At 71.4% G+C, this 15612-nt stretch carries 13 protein-coding genes; 8 read left to right on the top strand and 5 right to left on the bottom strand.

The genetic code is table 11. The features are described from left to right. Positions 1–20: 20 nt before the first annotated feature. Positions 21–1133, bottom strand: a complete 1113-nt coding sequence (locus ACFYPM_RS29885; RefSeq protein WP_387203972.1) for a cellulose binding domain-containing protein — start codon at positions 1131–1133, stop codon at positions 21–23. Between the two features lie 300 nt (positions 1134–1433). Between ACFYPM_RS29885 and ACFYPM_RS29880 the strand changes: the two genes are divergently transcribed. Next, the gene (locus ACFYPM_RS29880) at positions 1434–2540 is read left to right on the top strand and encodes an FAD-dependent monooxygenase (RefSeq protein WP_387203970.1); all 1107 of its coding nucleotides are present in this window, start codon (positions 1434–1436) and stop codon (positions 2538–2540) included. Positions 2541–2670: 130 nt separating this feature from the next. Beyond that, positions 2671–4428, top strand: coding sequence for a cytochrome c oxidase subunit I (gene ctaD, locus ACFYPM_RS29875; protein ID WP_387203968.1), 1758 nt, complete (start codon positions 2671–2673; stop codon positions 4426–4428). Between the two features lie 544 nt (positions 4429–4972). Here the strand turns inward: ctaD and ACFYPM_RS29870 are convergent. Genes ACFYPM_RS29870 through ACFYPM_RS29855 form a run of 4 tightly spaced genes read right to left on the bottom strand, consistent with a single transcriptional unit; the run spans position 4973 to position 10871 of the window. Then, entirely contained in the window at positions 4973–6217 is a 1245-nt protein-coding gene (locus ACFYPM_RS29870; protein WP_387203965.1) for an MFS transporter, read from the bottom strand. Positions 6218–6257: 40 nt separating this feature from the next. Continuing rightward, positions 6258–6839, bottom strand: a complete 582-nt coding sequence (locus ACFYPM_RS29865; RefSeq protein WP_387203961.1) for an isochorismatase family protein — start codon at positions 6837–6839, stop codon at positions 6258–6260. Between the two features lie 50 nt (positions 6840–6889). Then, positions 6890–8176 carry a nicotinate phosphoribosyltransferase gene (locus tag ACFYPM_RS29860; protein WP_387203958.1) on the bottom strand — a complete coding sequence of 429 codons (1287 nt, stop codon included), beginning with the start codon at positions 8174–8176 and terminating at the stop codon, positions 6890–6892. A 16-nt stretch (positions 8177–8192) separates the two neighbouring features. Next, entirely contained in the window at positions 8193–10871 is a 2679-nt protein-coding gene (locus tag ACFYPM_RS29855; RefSeq protein WP_387203955.1) for a LuxR C-terminal-related transcriptional regulator, read from the bottom strand. Positions 10872–11068: 197 nt separating this feature from the next. Between ACFYPM_RS29855 and ACFYPM_RS29850 the strand changes: the two genes are divergently transcribed. From ACFYPM_RS29850 to ACFYPM_RS29825, 6 genes are all read left to right on the top strand, one after another. Beyond that, a complete protein-coding gene (locus ACFYPM_RS29850) occupies positions 11069–12622 on the top strand; it encodes a hypothetical protein (RefSeq protein WP_387203952.1) in 1554 nt (517 codons plus the stop codon). Between the two features lie 148 nt (positions 12623–12770). Further along, positions 12771–13061 carry an ATP-dependent Clp protease adapter ClpS gene (clpS, locus tag ACFYPM_RS29845; RefSeq protein WP_110565539.1) on the top strand — a complete coding sequence of 97 codons (291 nt, stop codon included), beginning with the start codon at positions 12771–12773 and terminating at the stop codon, positions 13059–13061. Positions 13062–13063: 2 nt separating this feature from the next. Then, a complete protein-coding gene (locus tag ACFYPM_RS29840) occupies positions 13064–13558 on the top strand; it encodes a DUF2017 domain-containing protein (protein ID WP_357256025.1) in 495 nt (164 codons plus the stop codon). A 52-nt stretch (positions 13559–13610) separates the two neighbouring features. Then, entirely contained in the window at positions 13611–14099 is a 489-nt protein-coding gene (locus tag ACFYPM_RS29835; RefSeq protein ID WP_387203949.1) for a Mov34/MPN/PAD-1 family protein, read from the top strand. A gap of 65 nt (positions 14100–14164) precedes the next feature. Beyond that, positions 14165–14530, top strand: coding sequence for a MoaD family protein (locus ACFYPM_RS29830; protein ID WP_387203946.1), 366 nt, complete (start codon positions 14165–14167; stop codon positions 14528–14530). Between the two features lie 11 nt (positions 14531–14541). Further along, positions 14542–15507, top strand: a complete 966-nt coding sequence (locus tag ACFYPM_RS29825) for a PLP-dependent cysteine synthase family protein (protein ID WP_387203943.1) — start codon at positions 14542–14544, stop codon at positions 15505–15507. Positions 15508–15612: the final 105 nt, after the last annotated feature.

The raw sequence follows: 15612 nt of genomic DNA, 5'->3' as shown, positions 1-15612 counted from the left end.
CCGCAGCCTGTCGAGAGCACTCAACTCCGGGAGCAGGTTGCCCCGTTGAGCGAGAAGCTGGTCGGGGACGAGTACGACCCGCTCAGCGTCCCCTGGTAGCCGAAGCTGGCCGTGCCACCGGGTGCGACCGACCCGTTGTGGCCGACGTTGCGGGCGGTCACCGTCGACCCGTTCTGGCTCACCGTGGCGTTCCAGGCGTTGGTGACCCGCTGCCCGCCGGGCAGGTTGTAGGTAAGCGTCCAACCGTTGATCGCGCTGGACCCGGTGTTGCTGATCTGCACGTCGGCCGTGAAGCCGTTGTTCCACGAGTTCGCCGTGTACTTCACCGCGCAGCTCGCGCCACCGCCCGGCGGCGGGGTCGTCGGCGGCTGGCCGCCACCGTTGACGTTTGCCGAGAACGAGGTCACCGCGAGGCCGACGCCACCCTGCCAGGGCTCGAAGCCGGCCTGGATGCTGGTCAGGTACCAGGAGTTGGTGATCGCGCCCCGGTTGCGGGTGTCGTTGATGAAGTCCAGCACGCTGAAGTTCAGGCTGGAGATCGCCGACGACGCGACGTAGGAGATGACGTTGTTGGAGCCGTTGCTGCCCCGCCAGACCTCCCAGGTGCGGCCGGCCAGGTTCGTCGTGCCGACGACCGAGCCGATGGGCTGGATCGGACCCTGCCGGTTGAGCCAGATCATGATCTCCATCTGGTTCACCCCGTCCCGCTTGGGCGACGGGTCCAGCCAGATGTCGTACGACGCGTTGTAGGTCGCCCCGCTGACGTAGCGGTAGGAGATGCTGCTGGTGGCGCTGCTGATCTGGCTCACCTGGATCGGCAGGTTCGTGCCGGGGGAGCAGTTGGTGTAGTGACAACCGAAGAAGATCGAGGGGTACGCCGTGGGCGCCCCGTTGGTGGGGCTGCTGCCGTTCAGGGTGGTGATCTCGAAGCCATTGCTGGTGGCGTTGATGCACTGCTGGGCGGTGGTGCCCCAGCGGTTGTTCTGCACCACGTAACGGCCCTGGATGACCGTCGAGCCGTACTGTTCGCAGATCTGGGTGTCGGCGGAGGCGGTGCCGCCGAAGGCCACCGCTACCAGCGAGCCGGCGAGCAGCACGCTGGCGGCGGCCAGGGCCCGAAGTTGACGTTTCATGACGCTCCTTGACTCGGCGCATGCCGGGCGCCGCGTGTGGTGGGGTGGTGCGGGAGCGCTCCCACGCTCAACGACACATTTACATGCCTGAAACTGATGCGCAACCGCACGCGGCAAACTGATGAATCGGGCGGATTGCCGTGCACCCACCGGACGGCTGTCGACGGGCGACCAGCGAAGCGGCGCGGGCACGCCGACGAGTGGAACCGCCCGGCCGATCGGGCCTGGCGTGCGTCGATCGCTCCGAGTAGCGTGTTGCCTCCAACGCGTTCCGCTCCCCCTCCGGAGGCGTACACCACCATGGGTGGCTCCCCCCTGCGCATCCTCGTCGTCGGCGCGGGCATCGCCGGCCTGGCCACGGCTCGGGCCCTGCGCCTCGCGGGCTTCCGGCCCGACGTCACCGACAAGCTGCCACCGGGGGAGTCCACCGAAGCCGGCCTCTACCTGCCCGGCAACGCCGCCCGCGCGCTGCACCGGCTCGATCTGCACCACCCGGTCCGCCCGCTCGGGCAGGTGATCCACCGGCAGCGGTTCTTCGACGCCACCGGCGCGCGACTCTGCGAGGTCGACCTCGACAACCTCTGGGCCGGCGTCGGCGAATGCCGGGCGCTACCCCGGGCCGACCTGCACCGGGTGCTGCTCAGCGGTGCCGGCGGCGCCGTCCGGCACGGTGCCGAGGTCCGCACCCTGGAGCTGCTGCCCGGCGCGGTCGGGGTCACCTTCACCGACAGCACCACCACCGAGTACGACCTGGTCATCGGCGCCGACGGGCCACGCTCCTCGGTCCGCGCGCTGGCCGCGCTCGGCGGGCCGCCGCGCCCGGTCGGTCAGGTGGTCTACCGCGCCGTGCTGCGCGACGGCCCACCCGTCACCGAGTGGACCGCCCTGCTCGGCCAACGCTCCGGGTTCCTGATGGTGCCGATGGGCGCCGGGCGGCTGCACCTCTACGCCGACGAGGCCGGCACGGAGGCGCCCGCCGACCCGCTGGGCCGGCTGCGCGAACTCTTCGCCGACTACCGCGGCCCCGTGCCGGAGGTGCTGGCGGCACTCGACAAGGTGTACGTCGGGATCACCGACGAGGTGGAGTTGGGCCGCTGGTACCGGGGACGGGTGCTCCTGGTCGGCGACGCCGCGCACGCCACCGCGCCCACGCTCTCCCAGGGCGCGGCGATGGCACTCGAGGACGCGGTGGTGCTCGCGGAATCGTTGCGCGCCGCCGGCAGCGTGGAAGCGGCCCTGGTGGCGTACGAGAGTCGTCGTCGTCCGCGTACCCGATGGGTGCGGGACCGGACCCGGGACCGCAACCGGACCAGGGACGTGCCGCCGGCGCTGCGCGACCCGCTGCTGCGCGGGCGCGGCGGCCGGATCTTCGGGGAGCACTACCGGCTACTGCTCGGCCCTCTGTAGGCCCGTAGTAGATCGTGTCACGCCACCCCACGCGGCGCTGCGACCTGCCGGGGACTATCCTCCTTGCGGATGACGGCCCGCCGATAAACAGCGTGTGCCGAGCGGGACAACCGAGAACCGGAGGCCACTCGTGACCACCGTCGCACCCAAGCCGGTCGTGACCCGGCCCTGGCCGGTCCGGGAGCCGGTCAAGGGGTCGGCCATCGCGCGGCTGCTGCGAACCACGGACGCGAAGCAAATCGGGATCATGTACATGGTCACCGCGTTCGCGTTCTTCATGATCGGTGGCCTGATGGCCCTGATCATGCGTGCTGAGCTGGCCCGACCCGGGCTGCAGTTCCTGTCGCCGGAGCAGTACAACCAGCTCTTCACGATGCACGGCACGATCATGTTGCTGTTCTTCGCGACGCCGATCGTGTTCGCCTTCGCGAACTACATCGTGCCGATCCAGATCGGCGCGCCCGACGTCTCCTTCCCCCGCCTGAACAGCTTCGCCTACTGGCTGTACCTGTTCGGCGGCACGATCGCGACCGCCGGTTTCCTCACCCCGGGTGGCGCCGCCGACTTCGGCTGGTTCGCGTACGCGCCGCTGAGCAGCGTCGAGCACTCGCCCGGCGTCGGCGCCAACATGTGGATCATGGGTCTGGCCATCTCCGGTCTGGGCACCATCCTCGGCGCGGTGAACATGATCACCACGGTGCTCACCCTGCGTGCGCCCGGCATGACCATGTTCCGGATGCCGATCTTCACGTGGAACATCCTGGTCACCAGCCTCCTGGTGATCCTGGTCTTCCCGCTGCTGGCCGCCGCGCTCTTCGCGCTCGCCGCGGACCGCATCCTCGGCGCCCACGTGTACGACCCCGCAACCGGTGGGCCGATGCTCTGGCAGCACCTGTTCTGGTTCTTCGGGCACCCCGAGGTCTACATCGTCGCGCTGCCGTTCTTCGGCATCATCAGCGAGGTCATCCCGGTCTTCTCCCGCAAGCCGATCTTCGGTTACAAGGGTCTGGTCGCCGCGACCGTCGCGATCGCCGCGCTCTCCATGAGCGTCTGGGCGCACCACATGTTCGCCACCGGCCAGGTGCTGCTGCCGTTCTTCAGCTTCCTGAGCTACCTGATCGCCGTGCCGACCGGGATGAAGTTCTTCAACTGGATCGGCACCATGTGGCGGGGTCAGGTCAGCTTCGAGACGCCCATGCTCTGGGCGATCGGCTTCCTGGTCACGTTCCTCTTCGGTGGTCTCACCGGCGTGCTGCTGGCCAGCCCGCCGATCGACTTCCACGTGTCGGACTCGTACTTCGTGGTGGCGCACTTCCACTACGTCCTCTTCGGCACCATCGTGTTCGCGGTCTTCGCCGGCATCTACTTCTGGTTCCCGAAGATGTTCGGCCGGATGCTCGACGAGCGCCTGGGCAAGGTGCACTTCTGGCTCACCATGATCGGTTTCCACACCACGTTCCTGGTGCAGCACTGGCTCGGCAACGAGGGCATGCCCCGTCGGTACGCCGACTACCTGCCCAGTGACGGCTTCACCACGCTGAACACGATCTCCACGATCGGCGCGTTCGTCACCGGTATCTCCACGCTGCCGTTCATCTACAACTGCTGGAAGTCGTACAAGACCGGCCCGGTGGTCGAAGTCAACGACCCCTGGGGCCACGGCAACTCGCTGGAGTGGGCGACCAGCAGCCCGCCGCCGCTGCGCAACTTCGACCGGATGCCCCGCATCCGCTCCGAGCGGCCGGCGTTCGACGCGAAGTTCCCGGAGCTGGCCGCCGGTCAGACTCTGGCCGGCCCGCCGGAGGGCGGCTCGAAGCCGCTCACGAGCGAGTCGGACGGCGGCGCCAGCTACCGCGAAGACACCGCGAGCGACATCGACCGGCACTGACGCTCAAGCCCAGCAGTACGACGGGCGCCGCCCCCGGACCACCGGGAGCGGCGCCCGTCGCCCTGTCCAACCCTCCCCGTCCACGTACCCCCGCCACCCCACCCGGCCCTGCCCCGCCCGCCCGGCCCGCCCGGCCCGCCCGCCCCGGTCCGGCCCGCCCGGCCCGCCCGCCCGGCCGCGCGATCTTGCCCGCCCGCCCCGCCGCGCCCCGCCCCGCCCCGCGCCGCGCCGCCCCGCCCCGCGCCGCCCCGCCCCGCGCCGCGCCGCCCCGCGCCGCCCCGCGCCGCGCGATCTTGCAGTTTCTGCCCCGGCGAAAACGGCATAAGCCGCGATTGGGCGACAGAAAGTGCAAGATCGGGAGCCGGGGAGCCGGGGAGCCGGGGAGCCGGGGAGCCGGGGAGCCGGGGAGCCGGGGAGCCGGGGAGCCGGGGAGCCGGGGAAGCCCGGGGAGCCGGGGAGCCGGGGAGCCGGGGAGCCTGGGAGCCTGGGAGTTGCGGCCTGGGAGCGCCACGTCCGCGAATGGGTGCCGGCAGGTGGACAGTCGTCAGCGGCTGGCGGGGGTGAGGTCGGCTTCGGCCGGCGGTGGGGTGGCCGCGTCGGCGCTGCGGCGGCGGAGTTCGATCGTGAGTACCACGAGGGTGACCAGTGCGCCGAGGGCGCCGGTGACCGCGAAGCCCCAGGGCGGCGAGGTGGCGTCGATCACCGCGCCGGCGAGTGGCGCGCCGATCGCGATGCCGACGGTGACCGCGGAGCCGTGCAGGCCCATCGCCTCACCGCGTACCTCGGCTGGAACCAGGCGGCTGACCGCGTCGGAGCCGGCCGCGATGCTCGGCGCGCAGAGCGCGCCGGCCGGAATCAGTGCCACGCAGAGCAGCCACCAGTGCCCTCCGCCCAGCCCGACCGGGATGGTGCACAGGGCGAGGGCGGCGGTCAGGATCAGCGGGGAGAACGAGCGGTGGACGGCTCCGTAGGCGAAGCCACCGATCAGCGAGGCGGCCGCCCAGATGGCCAGCACCGCACCGGTCCAGCCGACCTCGCCGCTGGCGCGCAGGACGGCGACCACCGCCACGTCGGTGCCACCGAGCACCAGGGTCGCGGCGCCGCTGAGCGCCAGCACGGCGAGCAGTCGAGGTGTCAGCCACTCCCGGCGAGGCGTCCGGCGCTGCGGAGCGGTGGCCTCGGCGGCGTCGCGCATCGGTGGGTTGACCAGCCACAGGGCGATCCCGGCGGAGACGATGCCGCCGCCGACCAGGTACATGGTGGTCTGTGCGGAGATCGCGGTGCACAGGGCCACCGCCAACGCCGGGCCGATCATGAAGGACAGTTCCACCGACATCGAGTCCAGCGCGTACGCGGGGCGTCGTCGGTCCTCCGGAACCAGCGCCGCGATCGACTGACGGACCACCGAGAAGATGGGCAGGGCCAGGCAGCCGGCCACGAAGGCGGCCGGCAGCAGCAGGGGGTACGGCAGTCCGGGCGCGGTCGACCAGAAGATCGCCTCGGTGATGCCGGTGAGCACGAGGACCGGGCGCAGTCCACGCCGGTCCACCAGTCGGCCGAGAAGCGGCCCGCCGATCGCCGCACCCACGGTGACGGCCGCGCCCACCAGGCCAGCGGCCCCATAGCCCCGGTCGAGGTCCAGCACCACGTGGAAGGTCAGCGTCACCCCGGTCGCGGTGAGCGGTATGCGGGCAAGGACGGCGACCACCAGGAGCGACCGCAGGCCGGGCAGGGCGAGCACCTGCCGGTAAGGCTTCATGTTCACGTGGGTCCGTACCTCCGGCGACATCCTCGACCGGCGGCGACCCGATGGCCAGCCATTTAGCGTCTTATGCGGCCCTGATCACAGGCTGGCCCTGCAGGGTGACCCCGGCGCCGTCCATGGCGCGCAGTGCCACGTCGGTGGTCGCCGGAGCGACGGCGGCGGTCAGTTCGAGCAGCACGGTGGTGGCGAACCCCTCCCGGGCGGCGTCCAACGCGGTCGCCCGGACGCAGTGGTCGGTGGCGATGCCGACCACATCCACCCGATCCACGTCGTGCCGGCGCAGCCAGTCGGCCAGGCACTCGCCGTCGTCGGCGTGCCCCTCGAACCCGGAGTACGCCGCCGCGTGCTCGCCCTTGTGGAAGATCGCCTCGACTCGATCGGTGTTCAGTTCGGGATGGAACTCCGAGCCGCTGGTGCCGACCACGCAGTGCCTCGGCCAGGACTCCACGAAATCCGGCGGATCGCCGAAGTGCGGACCCGGGTCGACGTGGTAGTCCTTGGTGGCGACCACGTGCGACCAGCGGTCCGGCTCGGCGGCGAGCAGCCGGGAGATGCCGGCGGCCACCCCCGCGCCGCCCTCGACGGCCAGCGAGCCGCCCTCGCAGAAGTCGTTCTGCACGTCCACGATGATCAGGGCGTTGGCCATTCGGGGGTTCCTCTCCTCACGGTCTGTCTGCGGCGGCGGTGCGCGACGGGTCAGTCGGCGGGTACGACGGAGACCGGGACCGCCGGGTCGCCGGCCGAGAGCTTCAGTCCCTCCCACGGGATGGAGATCAGGCATTCGCGCAGGTGCTCTCGCGACTCGTTGAGGGTGGGCAGCCGCACCGGCTCACCGGCGACCACGTACGAGTGCTGGAGCATGCGGTCGTTGGGCTGCCGGTCCGGTACGCCCTGCGGCACGATGATCTCCTCGGTGGCGGTACCGGTCGGCTTGTGCCGGCGGACCGCGACCTTCCGGCCACCGATGGTCGCCTTGTGCTCGGAGCGCTTCACCACCGGGCGTCCCTCGACCTCGACGAGCTTGTAGACCAGCCCGGCGGTCGGCGCCCCGGAGCCGGTGACCACGGCCGTGCCGGCGCCGTACATGTCCACCGGTTCGGCGGCGAGCGCGGCGATCGAGTACTCGTCGAGGTCACCGGAGACGATGATCTTGGTCTCGGTGGCGCCCAACGAGTCGAGTAACTCCCGGGACTGCTGGGCGATGACCGCCAGGTCGCCCGAGTCGATCCGTACCGCCCGCAGTTCCGGCCCGGCCACCGCTATCGCGTTGCGGATGCCCTGGCTGATGTCGTACGTGTCGACCAGCAGCGTCGTGTCCTTGCCCAGCGTGGCGACCTGCGAGGCGAACGCCGCCCGCTCGTCGTCGTGTAACAGGGTGAACGCGTGCGCCGCCGTGCCCGCCGTCGGGATGCCGTAGCGCGCACCGGCGGCGAGGTTGGAGGTGAACCGGAACCCGGCCAGGTACGAGGCCCGCGCCGCGGCCACCGCCGCCTCCTCGTGGGCCCGACGCGACCCCATCTCGATAAGCGCTCGACCCCGCGCCGCGGTCACCATCCGCGCCGCCGCCGCGGCCACCGCGCTGTCGTGGTTGAGCACGGAGAGTGCCAGCGTCTCCAGCACCACGCACTCGGCGAAACCGCCGGAGACGGTGAGGATCGGCGAACCGGGAAAGAACAGCTCGCCCTCGGCGTACCCGTCGATGTCGCCGGTGAAGCGGTAGTCGGTGAGCCAGGCCGCGGCCGCGTCGTCGACCACGCCGGTCCGTCGCAGGAAGTCGACCTCGGTGGGGTCGAACCTGAAGTCGCGGATCAGTTCGATCAGTCGGGCCGTGCCGGCGACCACGCCGTAGCGGCGGCCGCTGGGCAGCCGGCGGCTGAACACCTCGAAGACGCACCGGCGGTCGGCGGTGCCGTCCTTCAGTGCCGCACTGACCATGGTCAGCTCGTAGTGGTCGGTCAGCAGCGCGGGGCGGTTGATGCTCACCGCCCCAGCCTAAGGTTCAGTCCGCGTCGCCGTTGTCGTGGCCCGGGATCGACCGTAGCGCGGCCCACAGCTCGGCCCGTCCGGTCACGCCGAGCTTGCTGTAGATCCGCTGGAGGTGGTTTTCGACGGTGCGCGCCGAGAGGTAGAGCCGTTCCGCGATGGCCCTGCTGGACGCGCCGTGCGCGGCGAGGCGGGCGACCTGCCACTCCCGCTCGGTCAACACCGGCGCCCCCGCGTGCAGCGCTGGCGTGCGGATCAGGTCACAGCGCCCGAGCAACCCGGCCAGACGTTCCCGGGCGCCGTTGGCCGCCGTCGAGTGCTGCCGGCGCAGCCGCTGCACGGCCTGGGAGGCGGCCTCGGCGGCGTACACGGTCAGCTCCAGCGCGGCGTAGTCGTCGGCGACCGCGAGCAGATCGGCGGTGGAGTCGGTCACCGCCGCGCGGGCGTGCCGGGCCAGCAGCGGCGGGAGCACCCCGTCGACCTGCTCGGACAGCTCGGCGAGGCGCTGCGCCACCGTGCGTCGACCACCGTCGGAGCAGGTGGGACCGACCGGCATGCCGGCCTGATCCAGCCGGACGAGATCGTGCAGGACGTGCACCTCGTGACCGGCGAACCCGTCCGAGCGCAGCCGGTCCACCAGGTCGGCGAGGTGCTTGACCGCACCCGGCAGGTCACCCGACGCGGCGAGCGTCGCACCCCGGGCCTGCTCCAGCCACGGGTAGAGCACCGCCATGCCCGGTGCGTGGGTGCGGTCCGCCTCGGCCATCGCCGCGGCTGCCTGGACGGCGTCGCCGCGCAGCGCGGCCGACTGGGCTCGCTCGGCCTGGGCCAGACCGGCGTAGACCCGGCTGGTGGCCAACACCGCGCAGGCACCCAGCGAGGCGCGGGTGGCGGCGTCGCTCTGCCCACGCAGCCGGGCCGCGTACGCCTGGAGGATGGCCAGGTAGCCGGTGCCGAGCCGGAAGTCGCCGGCATCGGCGAGGTCGGCGAACTCGTCGGCCACTATCGCGTCGATCCCGGCCAGGTCGCCGGTCAGCATGAGCCGGGTGCCCCGGGCCAACTCCAGGGCCAGTTGCAGGTACGGCATGTCGGTGCGCCAGTTGGCGACGGCCGAGTGCACCTGGGCGATCGCCGTACCGCTGCGGGTCAGATGGCCCTGCGCGGCCTGGACGTACGCGATGGTGCAGCGGGCCAACTCGCGGGCGGCGACGCCTGCCGCCGGCCGGTCCAGCACCTGTTGGCTGAGCCGCACCGCGATGGTCGTGTCCATCCGGTGCAGGCGCATGATCGCCTCGAAGGCGTGTACCCGGGACCGGTCCGCCGAGTCGCTGAGCTGCTCGACGCGACTCGCGATCTCCTCCACCGTGGACTGCTGGCTCAGCCCCCAGTAGCTGACCATTCCGCGTACGGTCAGCCAGCGGCAGTATCGCCGATCGTCGCCGGGCTCGGGGGTCACCGCGTCGAGGACCTCGATGGCTTCCTCCGGCCGGTCGGCGAACATCAGGATGGTGGCCAGCAGCTCCGCTGCGTCGGAACCGCCACCGGCGTGCAACGCGGCCCGCGCCAGGCGGGTGGCCAGCGGCACGTCGTAGCGGGTGAACGCCTGGACCGCCGCGTCCACCAGCAGGGCCGGGTCCTGTGCGGTGCCCGAGTCGAGGCGCCACACCGCGACCCGCAGCAGGTCGTCGCGGCGGCGCTTGCCGACCTGTTCGAGCAGCTCGGCGAGGTGTGCCTGGAGGCGGCGGGTGCGGCTGACCGGGCAGCGGCGGCGCATCACCTCGCCGTACAGCGGATGGGCCAGCCGGACGTTCGTCCGTCGGTCGTTCTGGACCACGCTGATCAGCCCGCGCTCCTCGGCGGTCTCCACGTCCACCTGGTCGGCGGCCTGCCTGAGCAGGTGCAGACCGAGTGGTTCGCCGAACGCGACAAGCTCGACGACCGCGCGGACGCCGTCGGTGAGTTTGCCGACCCGGGTGTCGATCAGGTCGGTCAGGTTGGGCGCCAGCTCCAGTCGGCCGGTCCACTTCCAGATCCCGTAGGTCTGCTTCAACTCCGAACTGCCGTTGGCGGCGTGTACCAGCTCCCGCAGCAGCAGCGGGTTTCCGGCCGACAGTCGGCCCAGCCGGTCGGCGGAGTTCGCGTCGACCGGGCCGCCCAGGATCGCCGCCAGTAGGCCGGCGGTCTCCGCGTGCGGCATCGGGGTCAGCTCGACGTGCTCGACCAGGTCGTCGGTCCAGAGTGCGCGGATCGGCAGCGGGATCTGCTCGCCGTCGCGAAGGGTGCCGACCACTGTGGCGTTCTCCGCGCGCGCGACCAGGTGCACGAGTGCCGCCGAGGGTGGATCGAGCAGGTGGGCGTCGTCGATGGCGAGCACGATCCGTCGACCAGCAGCCTGCTGTTGCAACACGTTGAGTGCCCAGCGCAGGATCCCGGCGGGCGAGAGGCCCTGGGGCTGCTCGGCGGGAAGGACCTGCACCAGCCCGCCGAACGGTAGTGCCGCGGTGGTGGCGCTGGCCGCGATGGACCAGATCGCGAAGCGTTCGGTGGGCAACGTGCTCACGCCTTCGCGCAGCAGCCGACTCTTGCCGATCCCGGCGCTGCCGCTGAAGAAGAGCCCGCGACCAGCCTCGCCGGTCACCGCCGCCAGCAGGCGGTTGAGCTCATCGGTCCGGCCGACGAACTTCCATCGACTCATTCGGGCAGCATATCGACCGGAATCCGTCCGCGCCCGCACCGTCACTCAACGAAGTTGAGTAGCCGCACAATTACCGCTGAGTATCCGAGGTGTTCCACCTGGTTGCCGGCCCGCCCGTAGTCTTCCGACATCCGGGTTTATCGACCGGATTTCCCACCTGGCCGGGCGTCCGGCCACCTGCCCCGGGAGGCCACCTGATGAAGCAGGGCCCTCTCCCCTCGGTCGACGCCTCGGATGACGTGGTCGGCCCGTCCGAGCTGCCCACCTGCGGCCCGCTGCCAATCCAGGTCGGCGTGACCAGCCCTGGCCCGGAGGAGCCGCTCGGCGTGGTCGCGGTCGGTCCGGCCGGTGCCGAGCGACGCGCCGTGCTCGCCACGCTGCTCGGGCTCGACCCGGTCATGCTCACCGTGCCGTCGGGCAGCTGGTTGCTGGTGCGGAACGCCAAGGTGCCCACCCGGGCGGCGTACGTGCCCGGCTACCGCCAGCCACACTCGTACGGGGCCGACCGGAACGCCGCCGGCCCGGCGTTGGCCCGTCCACCCCGGCGGGTCGAGCTGAGCGTGCCCGAGCCGGTGCTGCGGCACTTCACGCTCATCGACGTACCGGACACCGCGACGCTCGGCGTGTCCGGCCGGCAGGTGCTGCTCGACGCGGTGGGCCGGGCCGGCGCGCTGCTCTTCGTGATCGCCGCCGACCAGGCGTTCACGGCCGCCGAGCTGAACCTGCTCGCCGAGGTCGCCCCGACCCCGGTGGAGGTCGTCTTCGCGGTGACCCCCGGCGCGGCAGGGTGGGCCCCGCCGGTCGACGGCGTGGCGACGACGGAGGACGCGGGGGCGTCCGTCTCGCCGGTCGGGGGTCAGGCGACCGAGATGGACGCGGCCGCGGTGACCGTGGCGGCGCACCGCGCGGCGCTGCTTGCCGCGGTGCCGGCGCTCGCCGACGCGCGGTGGTTCCCGGTCGACGCCCACTGCACCGACTCCGCCGCCGACCTGCGTCGGGCGTTGGTGGGCTGGTCGTCGGAGGAGGGGTTGCGGCGGGCCAGCATCGAACCGCCGGTGCTGCCCGGGCAACACGACCGGGTGGCCGTGGTCGCCGATCCGGGGGACTGGTCGGAGCAGCTCGACCGGCAGACCCGGACGTGCGCTCAGCGGATCCGTCAGCACCTCGCACTGGAACTGGCGAACATCCACCTGCGGGCAGTCCAGGAGATCGTGTTCGGGGTCGGCTGCGCGGGCCTACCGGACCTCCTGGATCGGGAGATGGCGGCGCTGTCGCTGTTGGCCACCGCGCAGTGCGACCGGGCGGTGCGCGGCATCGTCACCGACACCGCGGTCCGGGTGCTCGGTGCGCCGCCGGTCGAAGGAGTACGGCGGCGGATCGCCACGGCCGTGCAGTACGGCCTGGACGACCGGCCGGGCCAGGAGTTGGACAAGGTGCTGCTGATCACCAGCACTGCCGGGGTGGCCGGGTTGACCGGTCCGGAGGCGATCGACGCCCTCGCCAACTATCCGGCGGTGTTCCGCGACGAGGTGCTCCCGCCGATCGCGGTGGCGCTCTCCGGCGGGTGCTGGCAGCAGTGGCGTACGCCCGGCGGCGACGACCACAACGCGGCGCGGGCCTGGTCCCAGCGCGCGGTGCGGGAGGTCGAGCTGGGGTTGTCCCGGGAGATATCCCGACGGTTCGAGGTGATCCGCCTCTCGCTGGGCGTGGTGTTCTCCGATGCAGTCGATCACGGCATCCTGCTCGCCTGACGGTGTGGCCGCCCTCGGCTCCGGGTCCGCGCCACACCACGGGTCCGACGGCGCCCGCGGCGGATCAGAGGTGTCCCCGGTGGGCGATCCGCGCCGGGCCGGCGTTCCGGTTCCTCGGTTCCGGGAAACCGGTGGCACGATGGGGGGCATGGCGGCTCCACAGGTTGCACCGGTCGAGACGCCGGACACTGACGAGGTGCCGGCGGCTGACCGGCAATGGGTGACGATCGTGTGGGACGACCCGGTCAATCTGATGACGTACGTGACCTGGGTCTTCCAGAAGCTTTTCGGCTACAGCCGGGAGAGGGCCGAGCAGCTGATGCTGGATGTGCACCACAAGGGCCGGGCCGTGGTCTCCACGGGTGCCCGGGAGCGGATGGAGCACGACGCGTCGCAGCTGCACGCGTACGGGCTGTGGGCGACGGTGGATCGGTCGTGAGCATGTTCCATCGCCAGGCCGGCCGCTACGTCGCCACCTTCGCGGTCGACGAGGTGCGGGTGCTGCGCAAGGTCGCTTCCGAGGTGGTCGGCCTGCTCACCGATGGTTTCGACCACACCGACCCGGTCGTGGGTCGGCTCTTCCCGGCGGTCTACCCGCAGGACGCGCCGGGGACTGCCGAGTTCCGGCGGTACACCGAGGGTGACCTGAAGACCGCGAAGATCGATCAGGCGGGGGCGATCCTGGCCGCGCTGCCCGACGACACCGGTGGTGAGGTACGCCTCGACGCCGAGGCGGCCGAGGCGTGGCTGCGGGCGTTGAACGACGCCCGGCTCGCGATGGGTGTCCGGCTGGAGATCAAGGACGGCACGGACCTGGGCGAGGAGTTGGACGACGCGGTCGCCGAGGACCCGGGTTCCAGCCGGGTGTTCCAGCTCTCGGTCTACGCCTATCTCGGGTATTTGCAGGAGTCGCTGCTCAACGCCTTGATCGACTAGGCGTGACCGGCACCACTTCGGCCCGCGCTCGTCAGGCGTTAGGCTGGTCCTCGTGCTGAGCATCGACCGGTCGATCATCGACGCGATCGTCGCCCACGCGCGCCGGGATCACCCCGACGAGGCGTGCGGCGTCGTCGCCGGTCCCGTCGGCAGCGACACCCCGACCCGGCACATCCCGATGGACAACGCCGCGCGGTCGATGACCTTCTACGAGTTCGACTCGATGGAGCACCTGCGCGTGTGGCGGGAGATGGACGACCGCGACGAGGAACCCGTGGTCATCTACCACTCGCACACCGCCACCGAGGCGTACCCGTCGCGGACGGATGTCTCCTTCGCCGGTGAGCCGGGCGCGCACTACCTGCTCGTCTCGACCCGCGATCCCGACGCCGAGGAGATCCGTTCGTTCCGGATCGTCGACGGCGTGATCGCCGAAGAGCCGGTCCGGGTCGTGGAGGCCGGGGTCGACCCGCATGCCGTCCAGTCCTACATGTTCGGGCAGAGCCCGGCGACGGTCGACTACGAGTGTTCCGGCCGCTGATCCGTCAGCGTTCGCACCCGTCCCGTCCCTCACCGTAGGCACACCCGATCGAGGAGTTCGACATCATGGCCATTGAGGTTCGCATCCCCACCATCCTGCGCAGCTACACCGGCGGCGCCAAGGTCGTCGACGGCACCGGCGACACCATCGCCGACCTGCTCACCGACCTGGATTCCCGGCACGGCGGCCTGCGTGGCCGGCTGATCACCGAAGCTGGCACGCTGCACCGCTTCGTCAACGTCTACGTCAACGACGAGGACGTCCGTTTCCTCGGCGCCCTGGACGCCAAGCTCTCCGACGGTGACAGCGTCACCATCCTGCCGGCGGTGGCCGGCGGCGCGTTCGGCTTCGCCGCGGCAGCGGCGATCAGTTCGCACAGCGCCGCGGCAGCGGCGATCAGTTCGCACAGCGCCGCAGCAGCGGCTCGCTGAGGTCGGCCGCCATGGCGCGGTACGACAGCCTGCTCGACGCGTGCGGGGGCACGCCGCTGGTCGGCCTGCCCCGGCTGTCGCCGACGGTGTCCGACGGGGCCCCACCGGTACGGCTCTGGGCCAAGCTGGAGGACCGGAACCCGACCGGCAGCATCAAGGACCGCGCGGCGCTGTTCATGGTCCGTGCGGCGGAGGAGGCCGGGCGGCTCCGGACGGGTGACACCATCCTCGAACCGACGAGTGGCAACACCGGTATCTCGTTGGCGATGGTGGCCAAGTTGCGTGGCTACCGGTTGGTCTGCGTGATGCCGGAGAACGTCTCCACCGAGCGGGTCCAGTTGCTCCGGATGTACGGGGCCGAGATCATCTTCTCGCCGGCGGCCGGTGGCTCCAACCAGGCGGTCGCCACCGCCAAGGTGATCGCCGCCGAACACCCGGACTGGGTGATGCTCTACCAGTACGGCAACGAGGCCAACGCGCGGGCGCACTACGAGACGACCGGGCCGGAGTTGCTGCACGACCTGCCCAGCATCACGCACTTCGTGGCCGGGCTCGGCACCACGGGCACGCTGATGGGCACCGGGCGCTACCTGCGGGAGAAGGTCGACGGCATCCAGGTCGTGGCGGCCGAGCCGCGCTACGGCGAGCTGGTCTACGGCCTGCGCAACATCGACGAGGGGTACGTGCCGGAGCTCTACGACGCCTCGGTGCTCTCCCGGCGCTTCTCGGTCGGCACCCGGGACGCGGTGCTGCGTACCCGCCAACTCGTGGAGGTGGAGGGCATTTTCGCCGGCTTCTCGACGGGTGCCATCCTGCATGCCGCGCTCGCGGTGGCGCACGAGGCGGTTCGCGACGGTCGACGTGCCGACGTGGCCTTCGTGGTCTGCGACGGTGGGTGGAAATACCTGTCCACCGGCGCGTACGGCGGCACGCTCGCCGATGCCGAGGACGCCCTGGAGGGGCAGCTCTGGGCCTGACCGGACCGGTCTTCCGGGTACGGGCCGTCGACGTGGGTCGACGGCCCGTACCCGGTCCGGCGCACCGTGAGCAGGTGTCACGTTCGTGACAACTTCCGCCGGATG

The organism is Micromonospora sp. NPDC005203 (genome assembly GCF_042872705.1).
Lineage (GTDB): Bacteria > Actinomycetota > Actinomycetes > Mycobacteriales > Micromonosporaceae > Micromonospora.
This window is presented reverse-complemented; position numbering and strand designations above follow the sequence as displayed.

Bases quoted from the DNA above. Each gene is read 5' to 3' on its own strand.
- ACFYPM_RS29885 (WP_387203972.1), bottom strand. From the start codon at position 1,133: ATGAAACGTCAACTTCGGGCCCTGGCCGCCGCCAGCGTGCTGCTCGCC.
- ACFYPM_RS29880 (WP_387203970.1), top strand. From the start codon at position 1,434: ATGGGTGGCTCCCCCCTGCGCATCCTCGTCGTCGGCGCGGGCATCGCC.
- ACFYPM_RS29870 (WP_387203965.1), bottom strand. From the start codon at position 6,217: ATGTCGCCGGAGGTACGGACCCACGTGAACATGAAGCCTTACCGGCAG.
- ACFYPM_RS29865 (WP_387203961.1), bottom strand. From the start codon at position 6,839: ATGGCCAACGCCCTGATCATCGTGGACGTGCAGAACGACTTCTGCGAG.
- ACFYPM_RS29855 (WP_387203955.1), bottom strand. From the start codon at position 10,871: ATGAGTCGATGGAAGTTCGTCGGCCGGACCGATGAGCTCAACCGCCTG.
- ACFYPM_RS29850 (WP_387203952.1), top strand. From the start codon at position 11,069: ATGAAGCAGGGCCCTCTCCCCTCGGTCGACGCCTCGGATGACGTGGTC.
- clpS (WP_110565539.1), top strand. From the start codon at position 12,771: ATGGCGGCTCCACAGGTTGCACCGGTCGAGACGCCGGACACTGACGAG.
- ACFYPM_RS29840 (WP_357256025.1), top strand. From the start codon at position 13,064: ATGTTCCATCGCCAGGCCGGCCGCTACGTCGCCACCTTCGCGGTCGAC.
- ACFYPM_RS29830 (WP_387203946.1), top strand. From the start codon at position 14,165: ATGGCCATTGAGGTTCGCATCCCCACCATCCTGCGCAGCTACACCGGC.
- ACFYPM_RS29825 (WP_387203943.1), top strand. From the start codon at position 14,542: ATGGCGCGGTACGACAGCCTGCTCGACGCGTGCGGGGGCACGCCGCTG.